At 19.4% G+C, this 248-nt stretch carries 1 protein-coding gene (running past one end of the window); it reads right to left on the reverse strand.

From position 1 onward, the window contains the following. Positions 1–176, reverse strand: the 5' portion of a protein-coding gene (locus LUA84_RS01290) for a hypothetical protein (protein ID WP_231434078.1). 52 nt of this gene lie to the left of the window's left edge; only the first 176 of its 228 coding nucleotides appear in the window; it begins with the start codon at positions 174–176; the stop codon falls past the left edge of the window. Between the last annotated feature and the right edge of the window lie 72 nt (positions 177–248).

Here is a 248-nt window from a genome sequence, read left to right on the forward strand (position 1 = left end):
TTATTATCTAACTTTATTAATTCTATTTTTATGTCTTTTGAATGTAAATATATTTTATTTGTAGGTTTATTTATATCAATTTCTATATTTTCTTCTCCTCTATATTCTAAATTATTAATATCTACATCTAATTTTATATANTATTTGATTGGTTTTACATCCTTAGGCAATCTCATAAATATATAAAATATTCCGATATATTTTTAATATGAATAAGGTTTACAAATTGCTGGGCTTTCCAATAACAA

Source organism: Candidatus Nanopusillus massiliensis, assembly GCF_920984865.1.